The sequence below is a fragment of the Candidatus Bathyarchaeota archaeon genome, from assembly GCA_026014725.1.
Taxonomy (GTDB): Archaea; Thermoproteota; Bathyarchaeia; order Bathyarchaeales; family Bathycorpusculaceae; genus Bathycorpusculum.
Map to the genome: position 1 here is coordinate 61,583 of JAOZHV010000001.1, position 21,985 is coordinate 83,567.

At 45.9% G+C, this 21,985-nt stretch carries 25 protein-coding genes, 1 tRNA gene and 1 pseudogene; 13 read left to right on the top strand and 14 right to left on the bottom strand.

Annotated features, from left to right (window positions below; translation table 11 throughout):
- Window positions 1-315: 315 nt before the first annotated feature.
- Entirely contained in the window at window positions 316-1,398 is a 1,083-nt protein-coding gene (gene ftsZ / locus NWE95_00375; protein MCW4002357.1) for a cell division protein FtsZ, read from the bottom strand.
- Between the two features lie 171 nt (window positions 1,399-1,569).
- Here ftsZ and NWE95_00380 point away from each other — a divergent pair, with 171 nt between their 5' ends.
- Both NWE95_00380 and hypE read left to right on the top strand, forming a co-directional pair.
- On the top strand, window positions 1,570-1,968 hold the full coding sequence (locus NWE95_00380; protein MCW4002358.1) for a hypothetical protein: 399 nt from the start codon (window positions 1,570-1,572) through the stop codon (window positions 1,966-1,968).
- Window positions 1,969-2,124: 156 nt separating this feature from the next.
- Window positions 2,125-3,162 (top strand): hydrogenase expression/formation protein HypE, encoded by a 1,038-nt coding sequence (gene hypE / locus NWE95_00385; GenBank protein MCW4002359.1) that lies wholly within the window; start codon window positions 2,125-2,127, stop codon window positions 3,160-3,162.
- On the opposite strand, the gene hypD is transcribed toward hypE, so the two are convergent.
- Genes hypD through hypF form a run of 3 tightly spaced genes read right to left on the bottom strand, consistent with a single transcriptional unit; the run spans window position 3,159 to window position 6,820 of the window.
- Complete coding sequence (gene hypD, locus NWE95_00390) at window positions 3,159-4,247, bottom strand: hydrogenase formation protein HypD (protein ID MCW4002360.1); 1,089 nt, start codon at window positions 4,245-4,247, stop codon at window positions 3,159-3,161. The genes hypE and hypD overlap by 4 nt on opposite strands.
- Before the next feature lie 15 nt (window positions 4,248-4,262).
- The gene (locus NWE95_00395) at window positions 4,263-4,487 is read right to left on the bottom strand and encodes a HypC/HybG/HupF family hydrogenase formation chaperone (GenBank protein ID MCW4002361.1); all 225 of its coding nucleotides are present in this window, start codon (window positions 4,485-4,487) and stop codon (window positions 4,263-4,265) included.
- A gap of 50 nt (window positions 4,488-4,537) precedes the next feature.
- Complete coding sequence (hypF, locus tag NWE95_00400; protein ID MCW4002362.1) at window positions 4,538-6,820, bottom strand: carbamoyltransferase HypF; 2,283 nt, start codon at window positions 6,818-6,820, stop codon at window positions 4,538-4,540.
- A gap of 101 nt (window positions 6,821-6,921) precedes the next feature.
- Between hypF and NWE95_00405 the strand changes: the two genes are divergently transcribed.
- Window positions 6,922-7,128: a hypothetical protein gene (locus NWE95_00405; GenBank protein MCW4002363.1), complete on the top strand. Its 207-nt coding sequence runs from the start codon at window positions 6,922-6,924 to the stop codon at window positions 7,126-7,128.
- Window positions 7,129-7,310: 182 nt separating this feature from the next.
- A complete protein-coding gene (locus NWE95_00410) occupies window positions 7,311-8,171 on the top strand; it encodes a winged helix-turn-helix domain-containing protein (GenBank protein MCW4002364.1) in 861 nt (286 codons plus the stop codon).
- A 91-nt stretch (window positions 8,172-8,262) separates the two neighbouring features.
- Here NWE95_00410 and NWE95_00415 read toward each other — a convergent pair whose 3' ends face one another.
- The gene (locus tag NWE95_00415; GenBank protein MCW4002365.1) at window positions 8,263-9,882 is read right to left on the bottom strand and encodes a long-chain fatty acid--CoA ligase; all 1,620 of its coding nucleotides are present in this window, start codon (window positions 9,880-9,882) and stop codon (window positions 8,263-8,265) included.
- 81 nt (window positions 9,883-9,963) lie between these two features.
- Between NWE95_00415 and NWE95_00420 the strand changes: the two genes are divergently transcribed.
- Window positions 9,964-10,428, top strand: a complete 465-nt coding sequence (locus NWE95_00420; protein MCW4002366.1) for a flavodoxin family protein — start codon at window positions 9,964-9,966, stop codon at window positions 10,426-10,428.
- 29 nt (window positions 10,429-10,457) lie between these two features.
- Here NWE95_00420 and NWE95_00425 read toward each other — a convergent pair.
- Window positions 10,458-10,565 (bottom strand) — tRNA-Met (locus NWE95_00425).
- Window positions 10,566-10,709: 144 nt separating this feature from the next.
- Window positions 10,710-10,970, bottom strand: a complete 261-nt coding sequence (locus NWE95_00430; GenBank protein ID MCW4002367.1) for a hypothetical protein — start codon at window positions 10,968-10,970, stop codon at window positions 10,710-10,712.
- Window positions 10,971-11,180: 210 nt separating this feature from the next.
- Here NWE95_00430 and NWE95_00435 point away from each other — a divergent pair, with 210 nt between their 5' ends.
- The 4 genes from NWE95_00435 to NWE95_00450 all read left to right on the top strand — a co-directional run bounded on the left by NWE95_00435 (window position 11,181) and on the right by NWE95_00450 (window position 12,909).
- Window positions 11,181-11,360, top strand: a complete 180-nt coding sequence (locus tag NWE95_00435) for a CooT family nickel-binding protein (protein MCW4002368.1) — start codon at window positions 11,181-11,183, stop codon at window positions 11,358-11,360.
- Window positions 11,361-11,445: 85 nt separating this feature from the next.
- Window positions 11,446-12,126: a hypothetical protein gene (locus tag NWE95_00440; protein ID MCW4002369.1), complete on the top strand. Its 681-nt coding sequence runs from the start codon at window positions 11,446-11,448 to the stop codon at window positions 12,124-12,126.
- A 4-nt stretch (window positions 12,127-12,130) separates the two neighbouring features.
- Window positions 12,131-12,391, top strand: coding sequence for a GIY-YIG nuclease family protein (locus NWE95_00445; GenBank protein MCW4002370.1), 261 nt, complete (start codon window positions 12,131-12,133; stop codon window positions 12,389-12,391).
- Window positions 12,392-12,432: 41 nt separating this feature from the next.
- On the top strand, window positions 12,433-12,909 hold the full coding sequence (locus tag NWE95_00450; protein MCW4002371.1) for an MGMT family protein: 477 nt from the start codon (window positions 12,433-12,435) through the stop codon (window positions 12,907-12,909).
- On the opposite strand, the gene NWE95_00455 is transcribed toward NWE95_00450, so the two are convergent.
- The 4 genes from NWE95_00455 to NWE95_00470 are packed head-to-tail and all read right to left on the bottom strand — an operon-like array spanning window position 12,901 to window position 17,516.
- Window positions 12,901-14,148, bottom strand: a complete 1,248-nt coding sequence (locus NWE95_00455; GenBank protein MCW4002372.1) for an HAD-IB family phosphatase — start codon at window positions 14,146-14,148, stop codon at window positions 12,901-12,903. The two genes, NWE95_00450 and NWE95_00455, sit on opposite strands and share 9 nt — an antisense overlap.
- A gap of 50 nt (window positions 14,149-14,198) precedes the next feature.
- Window positions 14,199-15,533 (bottom strand): radical SAM protein, encoded by a 1,335-nt coding sequence (locus NWE95_00460; GenBank protein MCW4002373.1) that lies wholly within the window; start codon window positions 15,531-15,533, stop codon window positions 14,199-14,201.
- Between the two features lies 1 nt (window position 15,534).
- Window positions 15,535-17,163, bottom strand: a complete 1,629-nt coding sequence (locus tag NWE95_00465) for a DUF2207 domain-containing protein (GenBank protein ID MCW4002374.1) — start codon at window positions 17,161-17,163, stop codon at window positions 15,535-15,537.
- On the bottom strand, window positions 17,157-17,516 hold the full coding sequence (locus tag NWE95_00470) for a hypothetical protein (protein ID MCW4002375.1): 360 nt from the start codon (window positions 17,514-17,516) through the stop codon (window positions 17,157-17,159). Before NWE95_00470 ends, NWE95_00465 begins: the two co-directional genes overlap by 7 nt.
- Before the next feature lie 225 nt (window positions 17,517-17,741).
- Between NWE95_00470 and NWE95_00475 the strand changes: the two genes are divergently transcribed.
- Together NWE95_00475 and NWE95_00480 are read left to right on the top strand one after the other, a co-directional pair.
- On the top strand, window positions 17,742-18,515 hold the full coding sequence (locus NWE95_00475; GenBank protein ID MCW4002376.1) for a hypothetical protein: 774 nt from the start codon (window positions 17,742-17,744) through the stop codon (window positions 18,513-18,515).
- A gap of 162 nt (window positions 18,516-18,677) precedes the next feature.
- The gene (locus tag NWE95_00480) at window positions 18,678-18,887 is read left to right on the top strand and encodes a hypothetical protein (GenBank protein MCW4002377.1); all 210 of its coding nucleotides are present in this window, start codon (window positions 18,678-18,680) and stop codon (window positions 18,885-18,887) included.
- 165 nt (window positions 18,888-19,052) lie between these two features.
- Here the strand turns inward: NWE95_00480 and NWE95_00485 are convergent, their stop codons facing one another.
- The 3 genes from NWE95_00485 to NWE95_00495 form a co-directional block, all read right to left on the bottom strand.
- A complete protein-coding gene (locus NWE95_00485) occupies window positions 19,053-19,742 on the bottom strand; it encodes a hypothetical protein (GenBank protein MCW4002378.1) in 690 nt (229 codons plus the stop codon).
- 67 nt (window positions 19,743-19,809) lie between these two features.
- Window positions 19,810-20,244 (bottom strand): type II toxin-antitoxin system VapC family toxin, encoded by a 435-nt coding sequence (locus NWE95_00490; GenBank protein ID MCW4002379.1) that lies wholly within the window; start codon window positions 20,242-20,244, stop codon window positions 19,810-19,812.
- Entirely contained in the window at window positions 20,241-20,534 is a 294-nt protein-coding gene (locus NWE95_00495) for an AbrB/MazE/SpoVT family DNA-binding domain-containing protein (protein ID MCW4002380.1), read from the bottom strand. Before NWE95_00495 ends, NWE95_00490 begins: the two co-directional genes overlap by 4 nt.
- Before the next feature lie 409 nt (window positions 20,535-20,943).
- On the opposite strand from NWE95_00495, the gene NWE95_00500 reads away from it, so the two are divergent.
- Both NWE95_00500 and NWE95_00505 read left to right on the top strand, forming a co-directional pair.
- Window positions 20,944-21,240, top strand: a complete 297-nt coding sequence (locus NWE95_00500) for a nucleotidyltransferase family protein (GenBank protein MCW4002381.1) — start codon at window positions 20,944-20,946, stop codon at window positions 21,238-21,240.
- A 68-nt stretch (window positions 21,241-21,308) separates the two neighbouring features.
- Window positions 21,309-21,608 (top strand): annotated as a pseudogene (locus NWE95_00505) (DUF86 domain-containing protein).
- The last annotated feature ends 377 nt before the right edge of the window (window positions 21,609-21,985 follow it).

Consider the following 21,985-nt stretch of genomic DNA (forward strand, 5'->3'; position numbering starts at 1 on the left):
TAAGGCATAAATAATTTATTCCAGAATTCAAAATGCTATGTTGTAAAAACTATAGGGGGAGAGGTGCTATTGGCGTTTTGCCGAGCCATTAGTCGTTCGCTACTTTATGCAGGGGGATGGTGCACTGCAAAGCAAACACGTTCACGCCATAGCACCTCTTTGTGCCTAAGGAAGGGAAATTAGAAGAGCATCTATGTGAGCAGTTTTCTTATAGAGAAGATTTCAGCAGCTTATTGGGTTGAAATGGCAGCAATTGCAGAGAGCGAGAGTTTTAAAGAAAGAGAGAAGAAAAGGAAGAAAGAGAGAGCGCTCGGCTTACTTGAATTTCAACGGACCGAAATGCTTTGAGTTCTTGCGAAGGAAAGCACTTTCAACGCCCGTAACGACAGCCATAACTGAGACTGCACCTTGCAGATCTTGCTCCACTCTGGCGCCCCAAATAATCTTTGTGTTTGGTGGCAATGAGCGTTTCATGATCTCTGCAGCTCGGTTGACTTCTGTCAAGGTTAGATCCTCTCCACCAGAGACGTGAATCAGCAAGCCTTTAGCTTTTGTAACGTCCTCGATATCGAGTAAACGTCCGTTAAGAGCTTTTTCAACTGCTTGTTCTACTCTGGTTTCGCCGGTACCTTCACCGATGCCGATTGAAGCTAAACCTGACGATGTCATGATTGCTTTGAGGTCTGCGTAGTCCAAGTTTATCAAGCTTGCAGTGGTAATGGTTTCAGTTACGCCTTTGATGAATTTGCCCACAGTTGTGTTTGCAACACCTAAAGCTTCACGGAACGGCAAGTTACCTGCAACTTTAACTAGACGGTTGTTGTCAATTACTACAACGGTGTCACAGACTGCTTTCAGCCTGTTGAGGCCTTTCTTTGCAGCTTCCATTCTTGCAGTTTCAACTTCGAACGGAAGAGTGACCACACCAACAATCAAAGGTGCTGTAGGAGAACCTGCGAATTTTTTCCGTAGACAGTCAGCTAAACCGACAATTGATCCAGTTCCTGTACCGCCACCCAGACCAGCTACCATGAATATGATGTTCGATTTAGCTAATTCATGGATAACTTCGTTGGCAGTCTCATAGAGAGCACGCTCACCGACTTCTGGGTAACCTCCACTTCCTAGACCTCTTGTTAGTTTCTCACCGATCAAAATTCTTTTGTCTGCTTTGGTTATGCGCAAGTGTGTAGCATCAGTGTTTACAGCGACAAGTTTACCGCCTGTAATGCCTTTTTCTTTAGCCCATGTAATTACGTTGCAACCTGCACCGCCTAATCCGACAGCGACCACTGATGGCGCTGCCATCCTTGCATATTTCTCGATTTTTTCCTCTTGTGTTTCTACATAAGGAGTCTCAGAGTACTCGTAGGGTTGTTGTTCTTGATCTTTTAGCACTTTTATCCCCCAAATTATATTTATTTAAATCGTAAGAATTACGATACTATATATAAAGATTTTGTAAAAAGCATGTTGAAAAACAAACTGTTAAACACAACTACACTATCACGTTTCGTAATATAGCTTATATACGACTTCGATGAAAAAATGGGAGAAGGAGAAAACACAATGAAAAAGCTAACACTTATGAAACGTTTCATGAGACATTACGTCGGAAAAGGCTGCCGCTTAGTGATCAAAGAGAAAGACGGCGCTTTCAAAGTGCATACTATCGAAATTATGCAAAAAACAGACAACACTTGCCCAGTAAAAGACATACCAATCGGCGACTACTTCATCCACCTAGTCGCCACCAACCAAAAAGGAAACGAAGCCTCTATAGTGTGCAACTGGACAGAAGACCTTCTCAAAAGCCTTATGGAAAGCTACAAACAAGCAAAAGACGCTGATTACTCAGAAATAACAATGTTCAGAAACCCGCTGTCCAACGATGAAAACAGCTGGCTTCTATCTTGGGGTGACAAAATCCCAAACCGAAAAACTGACCCCGTGCGATACATTAGTTAACAATCACTTTCTTCTTTTTGCCTCGCAATAATTTTTAACGAAAAATTCAAGCAGAACATAGAACCGTATACGATTTGTTTATGTTTACCCCTCAAGATTACCTATGCATCGAAAGCAGAAGGCAATCAAGAATTGACAAATAATGAAAAGATTACCATGTTGCATGGCGCTGGCGGCACGGTCATGCATGACCTAGTCAAAAACTATGTTGTAAAGTACTTCGGCGGCATCGGCAACGCTGATGTTCCCTTGGAAGCCATGGATGACGCAGCAGTGGTCGGTGACGTTGTGTTCAAAAGTGATTCGCATGCGGTTAAGCCCATCTTTTTCCCCGGTGGAGACATAGGGCGCATCGCAATATCTGGCACTGTTAATGATATTTCTGCGTTGGGTGCAGAGCCGACGGCTTTAGCTTGTGGGCTTGTTCTCGAGGAGGGGTTGCTGCTTTCAGATTTAGAGCGCATCCTGTCCAGCATGAGGCAGACGTGTCTTGAGGCGGGCGTGGGCATTGTTACTGGCGATACGAAGGTTGTTGAGAAGGGCAGTTTAGGCGGTTGTGTCATGAATGTTTCAGGAATTGGCAGGCGCACACCAGCCTTAGACAGCAACCTCCAAGTTGTAAGGAAATATCGTAATTTCGCGGCGCGCTGGTTATTGGATTCTAACCTTGCCGAGGGCGACAAAATCATCCTGTCAGGCACCATTGGCGACCATGGTTTGGCTGTGCTTTCCGCTCAGCAGGGCTTAACGTTTGGAAGCCAAATCCTCTCCGACGTAAAACCGCTAAACCGCATGGTTCAACGCTTGCTGGGCGAGGTGGGCGGTGTTGTTGCTATCAAAGACCCCACAAGAGGCGGCTTAGCTGATGCACTAAATGAGTGGGCGGAAAAATCCAAAATCGGCATACTCATAAACGAAGACAAAGTTCCTATCCGAAGTGATGTGCAAACTGCTTGCGAGATGCTGGGCTTAGACCCCATGGAAGTTGGAAACGAGGGCAAATACATAATCGGAGTAGTGCCTCAGAAAGCAAAGCAAGCCTTAGAATTCCTAAAACAAACTCCTGAAGGAAAAGACGCGCAAATAATCGGCGAAGCCACAAAAGAATTCAAGGGCGTAGCCATGCAAACGCTCGTGGGTGGCAAACGGATACTGGCAAGACCAGTCGGTGACCCAGTGCCGAGAATTTGCTAAGTTTGAACAGCGGTGCTTTTTGCCCAGACTCGGCAGGTTCCTTCGCTGCTGACCATGCATGGACCAACCGGGTTTGCTGGATTGCAGGTTTTGAGGAACATAGGGCACTGGTTAGGCTTGATTTTTCCAATAATTACAAGGTGGCATTCGCAGCCAAGCAGGATGTCTTTACCTTGCTCTACGTGAACGTCGTGCTTTTTGCGTGCATCATACGCTGAAAGTGCGTCGCGCAGTTGTAGTGCAGAGTCAGGCAGGCGTCCGATTCCTCGCCAGTTGCCAGCGGTAACGGTGAAAGCTTTCTCCATCATTTCCAGAGCCTTCACGTTGCCTTCGGGCTTGACTACACGTTGGTACTCGTTTTCTAAGCGTGCGGTGCCTTCGCTGAGTTGTTTTAGAATCATGTAAATCGACATTAACACGTCAATAGGTTCGAACCCAGCTACAACAGTTGGCATACGATAAACTCTGGGAAACAACTCATAAGGTTTCAAGCCGATGATTGCGCTCACGTGCCCTGGCGCTATGAAGCCATCAATTTCTAAGTCGCCGATGCCCAGCAACAGCTCCATGGCTGGAGGAATCAAACGATGAGACACCAAAAAACTAAAGTTTTCTGGTAAATCTCCGAGCGCTTCAACCGCTGTCGATGGCGCTGTAGTCTCAAAACCGACTGCTGAGAACACAAACTCTTTGTCTGGCTCTTGTTTTGCCATCTTAACAGCATCTGATGTCGCGTAGACGATTCGAACGTCAGCTCCAGCGGCTTTAGCTTGCAAAAGGGACATTTCACTTCCAGGCACCCGCAGCACATCGCCAAAGCAGGTTACTACTATGCCTTTTTGGGCTAACTGCACAGCCTCATCGATTTCTGCCGCGGGAACAATGCAGACGGGGCAGCCTGGTCCAGCGATGACCTCGACGTTTTCTGGCAGAAGGCTGCGTAAGCCAAAGTGTGTTATTGTCCATTCGTGTGTTCCGCAGACATGACAAATTTTTGTTTGCCCTTTTTTAGGTGCGACTTGCTTGATTTTTGAGGCTATGCTCTTTGCGAGTTCGGGGTTTCGAAATCTTAGGTTTTCAGCCATGCCTTTGGCACCAGTTTATTCTTGTCCTGTTTGTAGAATGTCGTTCCATAAGCTTAAGGTTTCTAAGGCTTCCTTTTCTTCAAGAACTTGAATTGCGTAGCCAGCATGAACTAGCACGTACTGGCCTACTTTAACGTCAACCAGCGACACGTTAACTTCCCTTAGAACGCCTTGACCGAAGTCTACGTTGGCTTTTGTTCCTTCGAGGCTTAGAACTTTAGCTGGAATTGCTAAACACATACCTAATCAGATAATAAGACGGCGTTAAACAGCGATAAAAACAGATTGGTCTAAAAACCTGAAAATCCAGCCACAACTGCCTGACCAAACGAGACCCCACCGTCCCCCGCTGGAACTGCTTCGTGGACAAAGAAGCGCAATCCAGCAGCCTCAACGGTTTCTCGCATGAGTTGGGCGAGTATTTGGTTGCAGGCTGCGCCGCCTGAGAAGCCGACCGCTTTTATGTCGTGTTCTTGTGCTTTTTCCACTGCTAAAGTTGCTAGCCCTTTTGCTAGGTAAGCGTGGGCTGAATATGCCAAGTCTGCATTAGAGACTTTGCCCATGCTCTGGTAGACAGTGCCTATAATGGTCGTAGTATCCACTACGTTGCCATGGAAGACTGGTGTAAGTTTTAGGGTGTCTTTGCCAGTTAACGCTAAAGATTCCAGTTTCATAGCTGGTTCCCCCTCGTAAGTTCGTTCAAAACAAACCCCTAAAATAACGGCAATAGCATCCAAGACCCTGCCGCAACTGGTAGTTTCGACTGTGTTTGCGCCTTTTTCTAGTTGGTTCAGGATGAGTTTGGCTTCTAATTCGCCATGAGGCAAACGACCGCTGTTTCGCATCACCCAGTCGTCAACGTTTACTCCTGCGTTTGCAAGCATTCCAGCCGCCAAGCGCACGGGATAACGGCTTGCCAAATCACCGCCAAGCAACGGCTGAGGCTCCAGATGCCCAAGACGCTTAAATTCTGCTGATTCAAGTTTGCAGTGGAGGATTTCGCCGCCCCACGCTTCGCCGTCAGAGCCATAGCCGTAGCCGTCACAAGTAATCGCCACTATTTCCTCTAAACCATGCTCAGCCAGCAACGCCGCCGCATGAGCATGATGATGCTGCACCTGCACCAACGGCAAACCGTCAGCTTCAGCCATTTCTTTAGCTAAGTTGGTCGTAGTAAACTTGGGATGCAAATCACACGCTACTGCCTCGGCTTTGCAGTTGGTTAAACGTTCAAGGTGGCTTGTGGCTTCTTGGAGGAAGCTTCGGGTTTCGATGTTTTCTGTGTCGCCGATGTGTTGGCTAATGAATGCCTTGTCCTCAAAGAGCAGGCAGGAGGTATTGTTTAGTTCACCACCCAAGCCCACGACGCAACGTTTTGATTTGGTTTTGAGTCTGATTGGTGCTGGTGCGTACCCTCGGCTTCGCCTGATGAAAACTTGGCGGTCACCGTGCGTGCGCATGACTGAGTCGTCGCATCGGTGGGCGATTTTGCGGTTGTGAAACAAGAAATAATCCACTGTTTCACCCAGTATTTTGAGTGCTTCTTGGTTGTCTTTTACGATGGGCTGGTTTGGCGGGTTGGCGCTGGTCATCACGAATGATTCGTCAGGCACTTGGTCGAAGAGCATGTAGTGCAAGCCCGTGTAGGGTAGCATGACGCCGACGTTGTGCAGGTGCGGTGCCACGAGCGGTGAGAGGTTGTAGTTTTTGTTTTTGTTTAGCAACACTATTGGGCGCTGCGGGGAAGTTAGGAGTTCTTGCTCTTTCGAAGAAACTTCGGCAAACGTTTGTGCGGCTTGCAGGTTTTTTGCCATGATGGCGAAGGGTTTCTCGCGGCGGTGCTTCGTTTCTCGAAGCCTCGATAATGGCTCTTCCAGCACGGTTGACGATGCAATATGGAAGCCGCCGTAGCCTTTTACTGCCAAAATTTTGCCTTCCGAGAGTAACTTGCCAGCTGTCCGCACTGGGTCGCTGGTTTGCACTGGCTCGCCCTTGTTTGTTGTCAAATACACTTTTGGTCCGCACGTTGGGCACGCTACCGTCTGCGCGTGAAACCGCCGATTCGCTGGAGTGTCAAATTCTTTTTGGCATAAACCGCACAGGGGGAACTCGCGCATGGTGGTGTTTTCGCGGTCGTAGGGCAAGCGTTCGATGATGGTGAAGCGTGGACCACAATCCGTGCAAGTGATAAAAAAATAGTCGTAGCGTGGGTCTTTTGGGTCGCGGAGTTCTTTGAGACACTGATTGCAGATGGCTATGTCTGGCGGTATGATGGAGCCTGAGAGTTCTGCTTCTTTGGAGCTGTGGTGGATGGAAAACTTTGTGTACTCGTTTTTGCCTGAAAGTTCAATTCGCCTGACTTGGTCTATTTGGGCAAGAGGCGGCTTTTGCGCAGTTAAATCACGCATAAAATTCTCGATTTGTTGCGCGTCTCCTTCCAAGAGCACTTCCACTCCAGCGTCGCCTCTGTTGAGCACGTAACCTGCCAAGCCGTTGGCTACTGCGATGCGGTAGATGAAGGGGCGAAAACCTACGCCTTGAACAATGCCTGAAATGCCGAGTTTAACGCGCAAACAGTTGACCTTAGCCTAAATCAGAAACAGGGTTTTCTCTTATACATTTCTAGTAAATGCTTGGAAATCATTAAAATAGCAAAAGCCCCCGTGAGTAAGCAATGAAGCCCCTAACGTTTGCGATAGCATTTATTCTGGCAATTGTCATAGTCATCGTTGGCACGTTTTTTTATCCCAACATTCTGGGGCAAGCGGCAACGCAAGGCAACGATTTTGTTTTCGGCTTCTTTCTGATTCCGTTTTTTGCTCTGCTGTTTTTGGGTTGGCTGGGAGAAAAAATAGTTCTAAAAGTACTCAAGAAAGATTAGTTTTGGTTGCTTTTTATAAGAGGGAGGGGAGGGTTCCCTGAAAGCAACAAAACCTTTCTCTATGGTGCTTAAACAATGAACCAGAGTTAACGCTAGAGAGACTGCGGGTTTGTCAATGCTTCTTTTTTGACGAGGGATTTAGTCAACAAACCCTAAATTTAACCATCGCAGAAATAAGTGTCATGAAATCGGATTTAGCTTCGCTTCACAAGATACTAAAAGACGGAACCCGACAAAAAATTATATCTCTACTCGCTGAAAAAGGAAGCCTAACCTACACTGAGCTAATGGATTCAACAGACATTACCAGCACTGGAACGCTCAACTACCACCTAAAAATCTTAGGCGAACTTTTGGCGAAAAACGACGCTGGACAATACATTCTAACGGAAAAAGGCAAGCTTGCCGCACGACTCCTCGATGAGTTCCCGCCCGATTACTCTCTCGAGGCAAAGAAGATTTGGTCCCGCCGCTTCTTAATTGTAGCAGTCGCCATAAACATAGGCGGATTACTTCTAGTTATAGTCTTAAACATTCTAGGATATCTTGACATTGCTGGCTTATACAGGGGCATATTCGGCTTCATCACGGGCTTAGTGTTCTTCTACGTTTTCTACAGAATGATTCGACCTACAACTAATGCAAAATCCCATCAGAAATCGAATACGCCAGAAACAAACCCTGATAGAACCATCAAAGACATCTTCGTTTCAGGCAGAAGCCTCCAAGAAGTAAACGACCAGATATGTCAGTGGATAAGAGCAGAAGGCATTACCGTTGAGGTGCAACACGAAGACTTCTTTAGAGGCCGACTTGGTATCCCAAGTGGGCTGGGACTTACTGCACCAAAATACTTCGAAATCTCCTGCACAGTGGAACCCAAGGGCGTTAAAGTGCACACTGAAGGCTGGATAAGCGTTTATGACGTAAGAGAGCAAAGCTTCTCAAGCAATCCATGGGTAATGGGCAATATACCCCGACGGAAAGGGCAGAAAGTAATTGAGCACTTATGGGCTATACTAGAAGCTATTTCTGAGAAGTAAGGAGGATTTTTCGCTTATTTGCGGATTTGTCCCTCGCGCTTCATCACCAACGTAGGCTATCGAAAAGCAACTAGAGCCGCGTGTTTCCATGTTAACTTTTAGGCTGTTCTTTTAGTTGTCTTCTTAGGACTTTGCCTGCGCCGCTTATGGGCAGTTCTTTTCTGAATTCTACTTCGCGGATTACCTTATAAGGTGCCACTTTATCGTTGACGAAAGCCATGATTTCTTGCGCCGTAGCAACCGCACCCTCTTTTAGCACCACGAAAGCCTTCGGAATCTCGCCCACCGCAGGCTCTGGCTTGCCCACGACCGCGCAAAGTTTCACTGCGGGGTGCTCGTAGAGAACGTCTTCGATTTCTCTGGGGTAAACGCTATAATCCTTGTATTTTATGAGGTCTTTTTTGCGGTCAGTAATGTAGAAGTAGCCTTCCTCGTCAATGCAGGCAATGTCGCCTGTTAAGAGCCAGCCGTCGCGGAGCACTGTGGCGGTTTCTTTGGGCTTTTGCCAGTAACCCTTCATGACCTGTGGACCTTTAACTGCTAACTCGCCAGTTTCGCCCGCAACAAGGCTTCTCTCGCCTGTTTCTAAATCAACGATTTTAGCTTCCGTATCTGGCAGGGGCAAGCCGATTGAGCCGACTTTCACGGTTTTCATCGACTTGTCCACTGGCGTGCAATGCGTGACGGGCGAGGCTTCGGTTAATCCGTATCCTTCAGCGAGGAATCCGCCTGTAACCTCCATGAACTTCTTTTGCACTTGCGGCGGCAGTGGGGACGCTCCAGAAATGCAGACTCGAATCGAGGTTAAGTCGTATTTGCCCAGTTCTGAGTTGGCTAAAAGGATTGAGTACATAGTTGGCGAGCCGCAATAAACCGTGACCTTGTGCCGTTGTATAGTTTCTAAGACTTTTGCGGGGTCAAATTTCGGCACCAAAACTATCTTTGAGGCTAAACTGATTGGCACGGTCATGCTTGTGGTCATGCCGTAAATGTGAAACAGAGGCAAAGCTGCAAGGAAGGTTTCTTTGGTTTCTGCGCCTTTTATCCAAGCGGCAAACGCCAGAGCGTTCGAGAGCAGGTTTTTGTGGGTTAGCATGGCGCCTTTGGCTGTTCCTGTGGTGCCGCCCGTGTACTGCAACGCTGCCAAATCCTCGTTTGGGTCTATTCTAATGTTCGGTTGGTCGTAGGAAGCTGATTCCAACAAATCTTGGAAGGACAGCATGTTTGGGTTGCTCTCAGAGTCGAAATCTTCCAATCTTGTTGTTATTACGTGTTTTAGCTGGGTTTTTTGCCGAACTTTCTCCACCACTGGGTAGAGCGTGTCAAGTGTGACTATGGTTTGGGCTCCAGAATCGCCAAGCTGGTACTCGACCTCGCGCTCGCGGTGCAGGGGACTAATCGTTGTAACAACTGCGCCAGCTTTGAGTGCTCCGAAGAAGGCGATGACGAACTGGGGAATGTTTGGCAGGTAGAGTGCAACGCGGTCGCCTTTTTTTGTGCCTAATTTGGCTAAGGCGTTGGCAAACTGGTTCGAGAACAAATCCAGCTGCTTGTATGTGATTTCTTTTTCAGCATAAACTATGGCAACTTTTTCTGGGTATTCAGTAGCAGTTTTTTGCAAAAGTCCATGCAAGGGAACAGCAGGGTAGCTTATGCTTTTTGGCACTTCAAGAGGCCAATTCTTAAACCAAGGTTTATGCTGGTAACTCATTCGATAAGCAACCTATCGCCAAATAATTATTAAAACTCTCTAAAAAGTGTTAATTACCCCTTTCACGCAACTATAGCGTTTATGAAAGCATTGTTAGTTGTATATTCATATCACCACAAAAACACCCAAAAAATCGCCGAAGTCTTCGCAAAAGTTCTTGATGCAGAAATAGTGGCGCCACAGCAGGCAAACCCGATTGAGCTTGAGACTCATGATTTAGTTGGTTTTGGCGCGGGGATAGACAGCGGAAAACACTACAAAGAACTGCTTGACTTCGCCGACCAACTCCCTCAAGTCGAAGGCAAAAAAGCATTCATATTCTCAACAAGCGGCGTCTCGAACACACGGTACAGAAACAAAATCCACACTGCCCTAAGGGAGAAGCTGCAAGCAAAAGGCTATGTGATTGTTGACGAATTCAACTGCCACGGATTTAACACCAACAGTTTCCTCAAACACTTCGGCGGCATGAATAAGGGCAGACCCAACGAAGAAGACCTAAGGCACGCGGAAGAGTTTGCTCAAAACCTAAAGCAGAACCTTTAGAATTAAGGCGGTTTTTTAGAAGCGAACTTTGGTGCCGGGGGCGGGATTCGAGCCCGCGACTTCTGGCAAAGAGCGTTGTGCCCCTTTTGTCTCCAGATTATGAGTCTGGCGCCCTAGCCAGGCTAGGCTACCCCGGCAAACGCAACCGTTTTGGCAGCGTCGTGTCTTTTTAGTTTGATTTCTGTCATTTAAACTTTTAAGGTAGCTTAGAATTTTGGTTATCAACTACCAGTGGAGTCTGAGGTGATTCTGCAGAAAACAAGTGATAGCCGCGCGAGAAACTAGTTGTTAGTGGTGGTTTCTGTTTTGTTTTTTTGGTGTTGCCTGTTTTTGTGGATAATATAGGCAACGAAGTAGGTTGCGCTCAGTATTAAGAAGGTGCTGTCTAGGGCGTTGGGGAAGGTTGGGAAGTATATCCATTGGTCAAAGTATGTGGTGAATTTTAGGGCTATCCCGATTGTGCCAAAGAGGAAAGCGGTTAGGAGCAGGTTACTTAGGAGAGTTTTTGCGTTTACATTTGGGAATCTTGTTGATTGTTTCAAACGCTAACCTCTTTGGCAGACAAATAGTGTCTATTGGGTGATATTAATGTATATATCACTTATCCTTGAAAGCGGATTATCTAACCCTTCACTGATTCACAGTAATTTGATACTGTTAGGAAGAATTCATCCAGCAGCGTTTTCTGTTACTTGTTTTAAGATGAAAGCCCTTATAACTTTGAATCTTACTTTTTGTTGTGGTGAATTTGTATGTGTGAATTTAACGTAATCTTGAATGGGAAAGTAGAGTTTAAGGATGTTATTTATGCTAAAGTTAACGGCGATAACGTTACAGTCAAGAATATTTTGGGAGTAGCAAAAGAATTCAAAAACTGCAAAATCATCGAAGTTGATGTACCCAACACAAGACTTGTGCTATCAGCAAAATAAAAAACAACATTTTCTGTTTTTATTATCGAAAAAGTAAACTAGTTTAAACAACAACAATCTTCATGCAGCTTGGCAAGGAGACGCGATGAGCAACAGACAAAAATTCGAACGCGACCTTACAGTAATTGTTGACAGGTTAACGTCGCATGAAGATAAGGAATGCCAAAACAAACTCAACATGCTAAAAGACTGGCTCATCAAACTACAGAAAGAGAATGTTGTAAAAATAAACCACTCCATTATGGAACTCGTTTGCGCCAAATACTTATTCCAGAAAGGCTACGATGTCCAGCTTGAATACCCCTTAAACGAGATTCTCACCTGCGACTTATACGGCATCAAAGGACTAGGCAACCTCATTGTAGAAGTCGAAACAGGATACATCCCTCCAGAAAACGCCCTAACACCACTAACATACACAACAGCAAGACTGGCAAGCAAAATAATTCGCTACAGTGCTTTCGCAGGAAAATTCGCACTAGGCACGCCGCCACACTACATCTTGCCAATCCCACGTGCACTAGCCAAACCGCCAAGAAACCGAACAGATCAAGAGGTAACTCAAATAAAACAGCTCTGTGACGCCTACTACCAAAACCCACCCGTGACGCTTGAAGAGGTTAGGAATGCGCGTATGCAAGAAATCTACATTATAGACGTGGACCGAGCATGTGTTCAAGAAATTGACCCAGAAACCTACCTTAAACGGGCAATTCAGAAAGGCATCGTTTACGATTACATGACGCCGATAAACGGGGAACCATAGGGCCATGGCATTTTACGTTTACATCTTGCTCTGTAACGATGGAAGCTTCTACACTGGTTACACTAAAGATGTGAACGAGCGGATACGGCAACATGAGAATGGCAATGGCGCGAGGTACACTAAAGCCCATAGACCGCGAAGTGTGGTGTACGTTGAAAGCTGTGATTCCAGAAGCGAAGCCATGAAGCGGGAGAGAGAAATAAAAAAGCTAAGCCACCGACAAAAAGCCGACCTAATTGCCTCTAAAACACAAAAAGAAAATTAGATAAGAGAACATTGGCAATACAATTTTATTGGTTGAATGAGATGACAAAAAAGAAGACTACTTGGCAGGAGAAACTAAACGACAGCAAAGGCTACCCTAAAGTCTCCGTAATAGAAGGCAAACTCAGCACACGTTGGGGCACAGGAACAGTTGTCATCCCAGCGCCAATCGAAGTAGACGCATACATGCGCCAAGTGCCCAAAGGCAAACTCACAACCATAAACGAAATTCGCCAAGCCCTCGCCAAAAAACATCACGCAACCATCGGCTGCCCCATAACCACAGGCATATTCGCTTGGATAGCCGCAAACGCGGCAGAAGAACAAAAACAACAGGGCAAAACCGACATCACACCGTATTGGCGAACACTAAAAACTAAGGGTATAATAAACGAGAAATATCCAGGCGGAGCGGAAGCCCAAACACTGCTTTTGCAACAGGAAGGGCACAGCGTAATCAAGAAGGGCAAAAACAGTTTTGTCAAGGATTATGAGAAAGCACTTGCAAAGCTAGAATAGTAACGTTAAAACTAAGCCAGTAATCAAGGGTATTGATACATTATCATTTATGGGTAGCGGCAAAACTTCAATTGACATTGCAATGGCTGCGCCAACTAACGCTAAAAGCGGCGAAACAAAAAACAAGCCGCCTAAGAATGCGAATAAGAAACCAGCTAGCGTGCCTTCCCAAGTTTTTCCTTTGTTAAAAGGCAAAGACTTAGAGATTAAACCGCCGAAAAGCGAAGCTGCACTGTCGCCCAAACAAAACATCGCTATAGCTGCGCTGCTCGCAGGAGATGGATAAATCACCAAAGTTAGCACTATGCCAAAGGCAAAGTAGAGTGGTGCTGCGGCAAAACCGTTTAGTTCCGATTGAGAGGCGGCATGTCGCGTGATGGCTGAGATTAGTGGCAGTTCTCGTCCTTCTAAACGTGTCAACTCTGAAATAGTGTAGATTAATGCAATAATCACGATTAATGCGGCGACAACTGGGATGCTGATTAAGCCAGCGATAACTGGAACAAAGAATCCTGAAGCGTGAATGTCTTCTCTGACTAAGTCGTTGGTTGAGGGGAATGTGCGTTTGTGTGGTTTTCCATCCATGATTGGCAGGATTGCGGAGAGTTTGCCGTTGACTACTCGGTCAGCTTTCACTCTTATTACAAAGTCTGGGTTGAAACCGATTTTCAGCATTTCAGGCAGGAAAATGCAGCGGTTGTTTCGGTCATCGGCAACCACAACGCAGTCGCTTGGTTTGAAGCCTTCAGTTGCCAAAATCTTTTTGAGAATTTTGAGTTTGCCATCTGCTGTAATGGCTTCGCCCATGATTTTCCCCGTTAATTTGCCGTCTTGTATTTCTACGTCAACGCCGTAAGCGTAGTCTGCGCCTACGCTGTCAGCTAATTTTTGAACAACAAACGTCGGCAACCCTGAGCTAATCAGCGCGGTTTTGCAGTTGCGGAGTTTGAGTTGAGAGAACAGTGCTTGCAGGAATGGTGTGGCGGGCATCTTGTCAAAGATTTGCATCAGCCTCTCGACTTCTAGTCCTCTTATTTCGTAGAAAATGCGTTTTAGGACAGTTTCTATTTTTATGATGCCTGCTTTGTAGAGTAACCCCCAAAAAAGAATCCGTAATAGTCTTGTGAAGCCTGCGTTTTTGCCTGCTTGGAAGAAGAAGCGGTTCTCTGGAATAAGCACGCCTTCCACGTCGAATACGACTAGCCTGTGTTTGTTTGCTTCCATGTGTCCATAACTCATAAGCGACTTAACTGCTTGAACACAAAATAGGGGTTTTGTCTAAGATAAAATTATCTTGTGCCGACGCATAGGTGCTCTTTGTTTTGGAGTTCAAGGGGGCATCCTCCGCCGCAAACCTGCAGTTGATTGCAGTCCTTGCATTTTTCCTCAACGTAGCTGCGGCTTCGCAGTTTCTCAGCGAGGGGGTGGTGCCAGATTTTTTCCCACGGGTCAGTTAGGATGTTGCCTAAACTTTCGAAGTAGCTTTGGCAAGGGTAGATGTCGCCGTTTGGTGCGACGCAGGCGGTTATCATGGCGGCGGTGCAGGTTTTTATGCCTAAGCCCATGACGACGGGGTCTAGGTCGCAGTAGTGGGTTGGTGTGTACCAGAGGAATTTTAAGCCGAGTGTTTGGGCTTTGTCGCGGATTTGGGGCAGAAGCTTGTTTAGTTCCTGTGTGGTTAGGGCGAATTTTTGGCTTGTCGCGGGTGCCTTGCCTGAGTAGATGAGGCTGTTGCATCCGAAAGCGTCAACGTCGAGGGCTTTGATGAAGTCGATGGTGGTTAGGAAGTCTTTGGCGTTGTGTTTGCTCAGAGTCGTGTTTGTGGAAACGTAGATTTGAGACTGCACCGTGTTTTTGATGCCTTCTACGGTTTCGATGAAGCTGCCTTTAGTGTTGGTCATTTTGTCATGAACTTGGGGCTTGTGGGATTCAAGTGTGATTTGCACGAAGTCTAAGCCTGCTTTCTCAAGCGCCTGCACGTAGGTTTGGTCTTTTAGTTTTCTGCCGTTTGTGATTAAGCCTGTGACCATGCCGTTTGCTTGTGCGTGCAGGAGCAGTTCGGGGAGGTCGTCTCGGAGTGTGGGTTCGCCGCCTGTGAATGTTAGGATGAAGACGCCTATTTCGCTTAGCTTGTTGATTACGGTTTTCCACTGCTCCGTGGTTAACTCTGGCGTTTGGTGTGGTCCTCCTGCGTAGCAGTGGATGCAGTCGTTTTGGCAGCGAAACGTGAGCGCCATATCCATCCGCAGTGGTGCTGTGTACTGGTAGGTGAAGGGTTCCTCTTTTTCAATTTCCAAGAACGTGACGGGGTCGATTTTTTCTGTTTGCGCCAGCGTGCTGATGGTGTAGATTAGTTTTTCGTAATCAGCCTTTGCCGCTTCTGGTTTGACGCGGTACATTTTGCGGATTTTGTTTATGACTTCTTGTTGGGGTAGTCCGAGCATGAAGTAGTAGGCGTAGGCTGATGCGGTTTGGTTTAGGTGCAAAACAGTGTTGGCGTTGATGACCATGACGCCTCTGCCGTCAGCTTCGACGCGGAGTTGAAGCGACATGCCTTTGAATTCGTCTTCTCCGCGGTAGGTGAATCTGCCGTGCGGAATGGTTTTCTTTTTGAACAGGCTCATGTTAGCGTCCTCCTCCACCCGCACACGCGCAGGCACATGAAACGCAGGCGCACGCACACGCGCAAGCCGCGCAGGCGCAGACGCATCCTGAGCCTTTTCTTGCTGGTTGATGTGACGCTTTTGGTGGGGGTGGGACGATGGAGTTGGCGAATTTTTCTATGTTTGTGACTATGTTGTTTGAGGTGTTTTCGAGGGCTGTTGCGATGTTGTTTGCGAATTCTGCTCCTGGAATGGCTGGCGGTTTGGCTGATTGTGCTGGGGCTGGTATGTTTGGTTTGTAGGTGGGGTGTGGGTGGTAGATTGTGTAGCCGTACCACCACCAGAACCACATTGGGCTGGGTTGGAAGGGGCGGTCGCGGAACACTGTTTCTGTTCGTGTTTTTTGATTGGGGTCTAGCATGAGCCAGAGCAGTTGCTCATCGTAGGCGTTTGAGGCGAGTTCTGGTGTTCCTGCCTGTTCAACCTGCGTCCACGCTTGGTTGACGATTTTTCTGTAGTAGTCGATGGTGTCTTTTCGGCTGAAGCCTTCGAGTTTTTGTTCTGTTGTGTCGCGCAGGGTCATGACAGTTTTGGCTAGTTTTTCCTCGTCCAGCGTGCCGCCAGGTTTTAGTGCGTGGAGGAAGTCTATTTCGTAGTAGCGCAGCGGGTTCTCGGTGGTGCCTGTCTTGTTCTCGTAGGGTGATAGCACTTCGAGTTTTAGGGAGGGTTTGGTTTCTTTTGCCCACACCGCGCGTTTTTGGAGTAGGCTGTAGAGGATTTCGGTTACAATCTGCGTCGGCTTTAAGCCAAGAAGGTAGGAGGCTTCGACTGCGGTTAAGCCGCGTTTGATGCCTAGGGTTTCTATGCTGACTTGGGGCGCTGTGTAGGTGCTTTTGCTGAGTTTGATTATGATGAATATAAAGATGATGATGGCTGCTATGCCGCCGATGACGCCTAGTATTATGATGAGTGTGTCTATGCCGCCAAAGCCCTGTTCAGTTGGCTTGTAGTTTGGCAACGCGGTGGCTGGGAATGAAACGGCGAGTGGGATTTGTTGTCCTGCTTGGAGCGTGGGGATTTCCCAGTAAACTGCCAAGTTGCCTTCTATTATCATGGTGTTTTGCCATGGGTGGTTGGGGTCAAATTTTATGTCGTTTGCTGTTACGCTTGGGGGCAGAACGATTTGTACTCGTACGTCGTGGATTTGTGTGTTTTTGTCCCATTGGGGTGGGAATATGAGGCGATAGTTGCCTTGGTTTGTGGTGTCGTTTGCTATCATGTTTGCGACGTTGGTTGTGATGGTGAACCAGATGCTGTCGCCTACCTGCAGGGGCGTTTTGAAGTCCACGGATGCCACGTCTGGGTTGTATTTGTAGTTGTTTAGGTTGTTGCCGTATTGGTCTACGGTTTCGCCGATGGTGAAGTCGCGGTTGGGCTGTGCCACGTCAAAGGCGCGCATGGTGTTGGCTGTTATGGTTACTGTTATGTTGTAGGTTACGTCGATGGTGCCGTCTTGGTTGATGAAAACCTGCACCCACTCATGGTCAACATTGTAGACTGGCCCGTCCTGCGCGCTGGCTAAGCTGGCGGCTACAAGTGCAACCGTCAACGCGAGAAGGAGGGTGATTGTGCAGGTTTTTGTTTTTACCATTTTGGCTCCTCAGTAACCTCAAAAGTCGTACCGCAATAGGGGCATTTAACGTATGGCACACCCGACGTTATTTTGATTTCGTTGGCGTTTATGCTTCCGCCGCAGTTGGGGCATTTGATTTGTGCTGCCTTCATTTGCCCTGAAACTTCGAGGCGTTGGATGATGGTTTTGGGCTTGCGCGTTATGTAGTAGATTCCAACTATAATTGCGAGCCCAATAATGAAAAGAATGCCACTAGTCAAAAGCCTGCTCGTCATAACTTCAGGGGAGTAGGAAGCGGCAAGCGCAAAAATCACTGCAAAAAAGAACACCACAACCGCAGCGACACCGCCAAGAACAGCTAAGATTCTCATAACTAGTTCAGGTGTAAAGCTTGGGAATTTAAACCTAGTCCTTTCGTAGGGATGCTTGTATTATTCATTTCTCGGTAGCCATTCTTTTCAACAAAGTTTGTAAATAGTATTCCACTGATTTGTGAATCTCGGTTCAACCTTGCACGCGGAAAGCAATATCATCGCAAATGTAATCATTTTTTTTTAATAAGTGAATGCTATAACAAAGTAAATTGAGGGACCAGAATGCTCTTTGGTGTAAGCCTTGCCGAAGTAGAAAACCGATTGTGTGATAATATAAAAAAAACTAAGACCATATTCCCAGAAGAGACTCGTTTGATAGAATCTGGAATTGATTTAATGTTCAAGCTGACCACGATATCAAAGGATGTTTGTAAGGAATACCCTAGCCAACCAAACTTATACACTAACCATAATTTGTTTGTTAGAAACAGACAACTTTTGTTGCAAGCCTATATTAGCTGTTTATCCTCATGTTATGGTTCCGAGTTCGTGATTTTAAGAACTGTTTTGGAAAACAATAATCTCATGCGATTGTTCAATAAAAAGCCTGAGTATGCCTTCGATTGGTTGCCTAAAGCACTCCAAAAAAGGTTCACAATTGATGCACAAACAAAGTATGGGAAGTCAGGCAAACATGACGAGACCTATAATCCTTTTCCAGTTGTGGGCTTGGTCTATGATGGTAAGGCGAGAAAAAAAGTCAAAAGTGATGTAAACAAGCTTTATGGTCAGCTGTGCAATTATTCGCATCCGAATTTTATGGGTTGGCAGGAGCTTGTACGGCAACAAGGTGAAGTTGAAATGATCGAAAGACTCCCAGTTTTTTCACCTATTAACGGCGAAAAGTCTGTGGGTTTACTGCTCTTCCTGATGCAGTTAACATTCAAAAGCTATGTTGAGACCTTTAAAATGAATTTACTCGCTTTTTCGACTGATCTACATTCATGGCAGCAACAAAACAAAAAATTATTAGCTAAATTAACTCCCGAAGGATAACCTTTTTCCTCGGCATTGCTATAGTGGTGCGGTTGGTAGAACTATAACAAAGGCATTGTCTCCTGTGCTTTGAACATTTGTTGATTTAAGGCTTAGATACGTGTAATCCTCTTATGTACCTGTAATTAAAAATTAAAATAGCAAATCATCTAAGAAGCTCTTATGGCAACTTACCGCGAAATCCAGTTGTATGTTAAACGCAAGCATGGTTTTGTACCGAAGACTTGTTGGATTGCTCACGTAAAGGAACTCTGTCACATTCCACTACGAAAGGCATGGAACCGCAAAGGCGAAAGACCCCACCGTTGTCCTAAAGATAAAATTGATAAAATCAAAGAAGCATTTGAACACTTTGGCATGATTGAGAGGTGATTACTATGTCGTTTAAATGTCCTAAGTGTAAATCAACGCTTTTTAATGTCGAAAAGCAAGGTGCAATTTACACGTTAAATGTTGGAAGAGAGATTGGCAGATTGACTTAACGGAGAGAGATTAAGACATTTCTCTTTTAGCAAGAGTTGTCCTTTCACATTTGGATTATCGGTTTTTTCCGTACCAATCGTCGAATCGTAGCATGGCTCCGTTGTGGTATTCGAAGGTGACGGCGTTGTTTGTGTCTTGGGTGGTTGTGTTTGCTGGCGTTAGTTTTAGGGTTGTGTAGATGTCTTGCTGGGTGAATTGTCTGATTTTTATTTGCAGGGATATGTTGCCGTTTGTTAGGTTCATGGGTTCTATGTGGTTGATGAGGTTTAGGGTTTGGCGCATCTCTGAAACGTATGATGCGCTGTTTTTGTAGTTCTGGTAGCGTTCAAGAAAATCTCTTGTCCAAGTCAGTAGCTTGTCTGATGGGTAGGGTGGCGAGAACGGCTTTTTTAGGTACACGCTGAAGTAGGGTTCGTGAGTGTAGGTGTCGTTTGCTTTCGTGTAGTAGATGTCTACCCAACCAGCGTCGTCAGAGGCTTCCAACTCGTAGCGCACCAAATACAGCGGCAAATGGTTACTGCTTGCAACATCCCATTGAGGCCAGAAATGGAAATCAACCACCGCGTAATCAGTCAAGTTGATGCCGATAACATCTCTCATAAACGATAAAGACTCTTCCCGTAGCTCGTTTGGTGCCTGCGGCGGCGGATTAGCCATAAAGGGGTCTGGACGCCAAGAGACGGCGGCAAACAGAACAGCCAGCAACAACACGACGCACCCAATCAAGAGGAATTTTCCCTTCACCCACACCTACCTCTTATTCCACCTTTAATGTGGCTAAAATTAGTATTTAATTTTGCTACAGTTCAGTTCACTTGCAACTTTTAGGGTTTAACGTTTTTTTGTATTCGAAAGGTCGAATGATTTTGAATTTTTTTATTTTCTTCCAATCCGTTACATCTTCAGATATTATTGTGTCCAAACCCTTGCTTTGCATGCATGCCGCATGTACGCAGTCATAACTTACGCCTGATTCAAGCGTTAGCTTCGCAGCATCCTGCAGGGTTCTTTCCTCTATGGGTATCATGTTTATGGGTAATGAAAAAAAAGCTTCCACTGCCACAGCCGCTTTTTTGGGGTCTAATCGCGCTAACGCGCCAAGAAGCTCTATAGGAACTAGAAAACCGCAGTAAGCCTTGATTTTCAGATTTTGAATATCATCAATTATCTGTTTACACGTTTTCCCATAAACGGGGTGGGCCAGAGCGGAGTAGACAAAGATGTTTGTGTCAACGTAGTAATTCAAGCCTTAGTCTTCCTCTGTTTGCTTCCATGCAGTTTTTTGGGCTCTGCTGGCGGAAGGCTGGTTTCCCAAGATTCCTCAACAAGTTTGACTGCATCAACATCTATGGGCTCGCCGAACAGACACCAAAGCGTATCAGAGGGATTGGTGATGTGTTTGGGGGTTTCCATGATTATTTTTTTGTTTTCGGATTTAACGATGAGTTTGTCGCCGATTTTTACGCCGAGTTCAGAGCGGACGCTTTCAGGTATTGTGACTTGGTATTTTCGGGTTACTTTTACTTCTTCTTGCATTGCACCACCATTTAAAGTAGTACCAGCGTAGTACTTAAGAATTTTGCCACCACCTTAATCACGTTTTTGCAAGGGTTCCACTTAAGAGCGTTAGGTAAAAAACCGCACAGAAACCCAAAAGCGGTTTGCCCCTAAATATGGGGAGAGGAGAGTTTCGACAAAACAACCGAGTCTTAGTTTACTACGTACATTGGAGGGTTCCGCTCTTTGTTTACTACGTGCATGGGGGGCTGTTGGGATGTACGTGGTGGCTTTGTGGCGATTGGCGCCATGTACGTGGTAAAAGCCGCAGTGGTTTGGTGCGTTTGCAAGCATAATTTTAGTTGCTTTAAGTTTTTTTGCATAAAGTTAATGAGTATTAACGGTTAAGAAATTACCAAGAGCAAAAACGAATCGGAGCCTTTGAAATTTGCAGAGGTCGCTTGACGAAGTTAAGAGCCAACTTGAAACGTTAAAGCCGACTCTTCGGAGACGGTTTAAAGTGGAGACCATAGACATTTTCGGCTCATATGCTAGGGGAGAACAAACCGAAAAAAGCGACCTAGACATTTTGGTGACTTACTCGGAGATGGTTGACCTGCTTTTAGTTGCCGAGCTTCGCAGGTATCTGCGCCGAAAGCTCCACATGAAAGTTGATGTGATTTCTAAAAAATACCTCAACAAGTACATAAAAGATCAAGTGCTACAGGAAGCCATCCCAGTTTGAAAAAAAAACCACACAGAACGGAACCCTAAACTCTACTTGCAAGAAATCATAGATTTCATCAAAAAGTCCAAAGCTACATAGACGGCATGACCTATGAGGAATTTGCCAAAGACAACCGAACAATCGACGCCGTAGACTCGAATATTCGGAAAATAGGTGAAGCAGTCAGGGTTTTAGCGAAACGAAGGGCTATCAAAGACTTGTTTTACCGTTTCCATATTCCGTATACTAATCTTTCGGATATGCGGACTGATTTAACGCATGAATATTTTGTCGTGAACATTGACTCTATTTGGAAGACCGCCCAAACGGTGATTACCCTAAAACCGCAATTCAAAAAAGTCCTAGCCGAAATAAACAATAGCTAACAAAATGCAACAGCCTCGCTGTTGGTGCGGTTACAAAATTATTTTAAAAAATAACTGATTTTATCCTGTTTTTTAAACCGCAAAATTCTTTATAGGGCAGAAATGGGCTGTTTTTGCTGTTTAAATCGAGAAGGAAGCAAACCGTGCGAGGTGAGACATGGCACAAAACCGCGGCTTTTCTGGGCGATTCATGTAAGCCCAACTCATCAGCAAGCGACGCTACCCAAAAATGCGTAGTTCACCAACCTATTAGCAGTCTATTAGAAGCCTATTTGGAGCCTATTAGCAATTCTATGCAGAAACTATAGAGGGGTAGGTGAAATTACCGTTTTTCAACGCCAACAGCATGTTGAAAAATTCCACCTTTAAATAGGGGG

Bases quoted from the DNA above. Each gene is read 5' to 3' on its own strand.
- NWE95_00380 (MCW4002358.1), top strand. From the start codon at position 1,570: ATGAAAAAGCTAACACTTATGAAACGTTTCATGAGACATTACGTCGGA.
- hypE (MCW4002359.1), top strand. From the start codon at position 2,125: ATGTTGCATGGCGCTGGCGGCACGGTCATGCATGACCTAGTCAAAAAC.
- hypD (MCW4002360.1), bottom strand. From the start codon at position 4,247: ATGGCTGAAAACCTAAGATTTCGAAACCCCGAACTCGCAAAGAGCATA.
- NWE95_00395 (MCW4002361.1), bottom strand. From the start codon at position 4,487: ATGTGTTTAGCAATTCCAGCTAAAGTTCTAAGCCTCGAAGGAACAAAA.
- NWE95_00405 (MCW4002363.1), top strand. From the start codon at position 6,922: ATGAAGCCCCTAACGTTTGCGATAGCATTTATTCTGGCAATTGTCATA.
- NWE95_00410 (MCW4002364.1), top strand. From the start codon at position 7,311: ATGAAATCGGATTTAGCTTCGCTTCACAAGATACTAAAAGACGGAACC.
- NWE95_00415 (MCW4002365.1), bottom strand. From the start codon at position 9,882: ATGAGTTACCAGCATAAACCTTGGTTTAAGAATTGGCCTCTTGAAGTG.
- NWE95_00420 (MCW4002366.1), top strand. From the start codon at position 9,964: ATGAAAGCATTGTTAGTTGTATATTCATATCACCACAAAAACACCCAA.
- NWE95_00435 (MCW4002368.1), top strand. From the start codon at position 11,181: ATGTGTGAATTTAACGTAATCTTGAATGGGAAAGTAGAGTTTAAGGAT.
- NWE95_00440 (MCW4002369.1), top strand. From the start codon at position 11,446: ATGAGCAACAGACAAAAATTCGAACGCGACCTTACAGTAATTGTTGAC.
- NWE95_00445 (MCW4002370.1), top strand. From the start codon at position 12,131: ATGGCATTTTACGTTTACATCTTGCTCTGTAACGATGGAAGCTTCTAC.
- NWE95_00450 (MCW4002371.1), top strand. From the start codon at position 12,433: ATGACAAAAAAGAAGACTACTTGGCAGGAGAAACTAAACGACAGCAAA.
- NWE95_00455 (MCW4002372.1), bottom strand. From the start codon at position 14,148: ATGAGTTATGGACACATGGAAGCAAACAAACACAGGCTAGTCGTATTC.
- NWE95_00460 (MCW4002373.1), bottom strand. From the start codon at position 15,533: ATGAGCCTGTTCAAAAAGAAAACCATTCCGCACGGCAGATTCACCTAC.
- NWE95_00465 (MCW4002374.1), bottom strand. From the start codon at position 17,163: ATGGTAAAAACAAAAACCTGCACAATCACCCTCCTTCTCGCGTTGACG.
- NWE95_00470 (MCW4002375.1), bottom strand. From the start codon at position 17,516: ATGAGAATCTTAGCTGTTCTTGGCGGTGTCGCTGCGGTTGTGGTGTTC.
- NWE95_00475 (MCW4002376.1), top strand. From the start codon at position 17,742: ATGCTCTTTGGTGTAAGCCTTGCCGAAGTAGAAAACCGATTGTGTGAT.
- NWE95_00480 (MCW4002377.1), top strand. From the start codon at position 18,678: ATGGCAACTTACCGCGAAATCCAGTTGTATGTTAAACGCAAGCATGGT.
- NWE95_00495 (MCW4002380.1), bottom strand. From the start codon at position 20,534: ATGCAAGAAGAAGTAAAAGTAACCCGAAAATACCAAGTCACAATACCT.